Genomic DNA, 3,289 nt, shown 5'->3' on the forward strand with positions numbered 1-3,289 from the left:
ACTAAACCGGGGCGGTTTTTCGTATCCGCTTTTTGCTATTGGCAAGGACTACACCCGCCAAAATGATTCCGCCGCCAATCAACTGCATAAATGAAAATTGCTCACCATCAATAATTCCCCAGAGTAGTGCAACAATAGGTATTGTGTAAGTTACCGAAGTAGAAAACACCGGCGTGCTTATTTGAATCAGTTTGTTAAAGACTAAAAGAGCCAAAGCAGTTCCAAAAATGGCCAGTAAAGCGATATATCCTGCTGCATTCAATGTGCCCGGAGATTGAAGTGTTTCGGCCTTGAAAAAACCTGTAGAGATTAAAATAATAAGCGCAGGAATCAAGATTACGAAAAAACTCCCTGCTGAAATACCTAGTGGCGTAAGTTCCTGTAAACGGGTTTTAATCACATTTACATTCATAGCATAGCCCACGGTAGCCATAAAAATAAACAACACATACCAGTAATTTTGATTTGGATTGATGTCTGCACTTTGCCAAATCAACAATAAACAACCGGCCAGACCAATTAAAACACCCCACAATTGTCTTTTTGAAAACCCAATGGCAAAAAATAGTGCCCCAAAAATCAAGGTCATAATGGGAGTGGTCGCATTGAGAATGGAGGTAATGGCACTGTCAATTTCTGTTTGTGCAAAGGCAAAGAAAAACGCAGGAAAAAAAGTACCTAAAAAACCGGCTATAGCAACCCATTTCCACTGATATTTGTTGAGTTTTCGAATGCGCTTAAAACCTATAATAAAAAGGAAAACCCCGGCAATCACAATTCTTAAAGAGCCTACCTGCAAGGGGGTTAAGCCCACAAGAGCTTTTTTAATCAATATAAACGAACTTCCCCAAATTATGGAAAGTAAGATTAAATAAACCCACTTGATATTGTCTTTCTCCATAGTGTAAAATGAGTGACAAAATTCAACAATTTAAACCGATTAATCTCCTTAATTTGTAACTTTGTAAAAATTTTATAATTATAAAAATGAGAACAGTTAAATATACCTTTTTAGTTGTGGCAATAGCAATGATAAGTTTTTCGTGTAAAAACGAGTCTCAGCCTGAAACAAAAACTATTGATGTGGCTTCAAAAACTGAAGCTGAAAAAGTACTGAACCCCGATGCGATTTATACCGATGCTACTTTTGAAATAGAAGGAATGAAATGTGCGATGGGTTGTGCTAAAGTGATAGAGAAAAACATTGCCAAAATGGACGGCGTGAAAGAAGTAAAAGTTGATTTTGAAACCAAGACCGCAACGGTTTCTTTTGATGAGCAACTTGCGAGTCAGCAAAAAATAAGTGCAACTGTTGTAAACACCTCTGATACCTATAGTGTGACCAGCTGGAATGGAAAAACAATAACTGAAAAAACTGAAGAAAGCAACGAATAAGGGTCATTTGAATAGGAATACCGAACACCCATCATCCTATAAAGTTGATGGGTTTTTTTATTGAAGAAGCACTTTAAATGTTTGTTGCTTGTAATCATTTGTGACAGCTTTTAGGATGTATAGTCCGGGCTTGAATGCGCTTAAATCGAGGTGAATGGTGTTTTGATTCCTTGTTGAAAGTGATTGTATTTCTTTTCCGCTTAAATCAAACAGCGTAAGATTTGATACTTTTTTGGCATAAGTTAGGGTGAAATGATTTTTTTGGTTTTCATAAATGAGCTGAATTTTTAATTCATTTCTTAAAAAGGAATCCATGTTTAAAAACGGTTCACAAGCGTCAATTGAATCAAGGTCTGAATAAAATAGTTCTGCATTTTTAAAAAAGCAGCTTACTTTTCCAACACCATTGATATCAGGTTTTCCTCCCGGTGCATTGATCATTGAAAGCGAGCCCATTCCTTCAACCCAAATGGCATTAGTGTTACTGATGGTATTTGAAGGTGTTGGAGAAAAATAAAAATGTCTGTATTCATTTCCATCTACAAGTGGTAGGTTTAAAATTGAATCTAAAATATAATACCCACCATTGTTTGGAAAGGGAGTCACGGGGTTTAGCATTTCTATGGTGTCACCAACTTCCATAGAAAAGTCATAAAGTAATAAGTCTTCTGTAAATTGTGGCTCAAGAATGGTGATGTATACTTTTTTTTCAGAAATATTTTCACGTAACAAAAGATTGCGATTGATGTAGTGATAGCCGTCTAACACCTTATATGTTTTAGTGTTTACAATGGTATCGCCATCAGTAAAATAAACATCAGTAGTACAGCCGAAAAAACATGAGGTGAATTGCCATTCATTCACGTCATTTAAAAGGGGTGTGTAATTTTGAGATGAAACCGTAACAGCTGAAAATACCAGCCAAAAGAAAGCAATTTTGTTTAGAAAATTAGTTTTTATTCCCATTTGATAGTTTCCATGATTCGTCTTACATCCTCACGAATATAAGAAATGGCAGGCAATATTGAGTCAAAATTTGGTTTGCTTTTGAAATAGAGTGATCCGGTGACAAAATGTTTGCTGCTGTCAGTAACATAGAATTGAGTAGAGGTGGCTGCGTTGCCATTAATCATATACAACATTCCATATACCTTGCTTATTGAGTCTACACGGGGTTGTTCATAGATGGATGAAGCTTTGATGGTATGGTCATATGTTAATTTTTGAGCGTCATATAACAAGGAGTCGATATTGTTTTCAACCGGACGGTATGTCAAATGAATTGTTGCTTTCATAGATGGATAAACTATATCCAACCAGCAATTATCTTTAGTTTTTATATTTGCCTGAGCATTGTAAACAAAGTTAAAAGGGCAATCTAGTTTTGGACTGACATAGACGGGTTCAGGATATTGAAGGTGTAACAGAGCCTTGGGTTTTATGACCACCTCTTCATTGCAACCGGCTAAGACTAAAAAACAAAAAATTAATAAAACATACTTCATAAAGCAAGTGCTATTTTTCAAAAACGTTTTTCTTTAATAAAACCTATTAAAAGGGTAGGTCGTCTTTTTCTTGCTTTTCATCTTGACCTTGTTGAGGTTGGGCTTGTGTTGGCTTGGATTCTGTAGAAGTTTCAGGTTGTGGGCTTGTTTTTTGAGTGTAATTTTCAGATTCACTTTTAGGAGTTAAAAAAGTGAAGTCTGTACATTGAATTTCAGTGCTGTAACGTTCATTGCCCTGATCGTCTGACCATTTTCTGGTTTTTAAACGACCTTCAATATATACTTTATCCCCTTTTTTGAGGTAACGTTCACAGATTTCTGCTGCTTTATTTCTTACCACAATGTTGTGCCACTCAGTGTTGGTTTCTTTTTCACCGGAGGTTTTATTA

At 36.0% G+C, this 3,289-nt stretch carries 5 protein-coding genes; 1 reads left to right on the top strand and 4 read right to left on the bottom strand.

What is annotated here, in order from left to right:
- Position 1: 1 nt before the first annotated feature.
- Positions 2-901, bottom strand: coding sequence for an EamA family transporter (locus AACY61_RS10995; RefSeq protein ID WP_339611630.1), 900 nt, complete (start codon positions 899-901; stop codon positions 2-4).
- Between the two features lie 86 nt (positions 902-987).
- Here AACY61_RS10995 and AACY61_RS11000 point away from each other — a divergent pair, with 86 nt between their 5' ends.
- Positions 988-1,395 (top strand): heavy metal-associated domain-containing protein, encoded by a 408-nt coding sequence (locus tag AACY61_RS11000; RefSeq protein ID WP_339611631.1) that lies wholly within the window; start codon positions 988-990, stop codon positions 1,393-1,395.
- Positions 1,396-1,452: 57 nt separating this feature from the next.
- Here the strand turns inward: AACY61_RS11000 and AACY61_RS11005 are convergent, their stop codons facing one another.
- The 3 genes from AACY61_RS11005 to ssb form a co-directional block, all read right to left on the bottom strand.
- Positions 1,453-2,361 carry a T9SS type A sorting domain-containing protein gene (locus tag AACY61_RS11005; RefSeq protein ID WP_339611633.1) on the bottom strand — a complete coding sequence of 303 codons (909 nt, stop codon included), beginning with the start codon at positions 2,359-2,361 and terminating at the stop codon, positions 1,453-1,455.
- Complete coding sequence (gldD, locus tag AACY61_RS11010) at positions 2,352-2,900, bottom strand: gliding motility lipoprotein GldD (protein ID WP_339611634.1); 549 nt, start codon at positions 2,898-2,900, stop codon at positions 2,352-2,354. Before gldD ends, AACY61_RS11005 begins: the two co-directional genes overlap by 10 nt.
- A gap of 46 nt (positions 2,901-2,946) precedes the next feature.
- A partial coding sequence (gene ssb / locus AACY61_RS11015) for a single-stranded DNA-binding protein (RefSeq protein WP_339611635.1) occupies positions 2,947-3,289 on the bottom strand: 343 nt, incomplete at its 5' end.

This window comes from uncultured Planktosalinus sp., assembly GCF_963973675.1.
Classification (GTDB): Bacteria; Bacteroidota; Bacteroidia; order Flavobacteriales; family Flavobacteriaceae; genus Planktosalinus.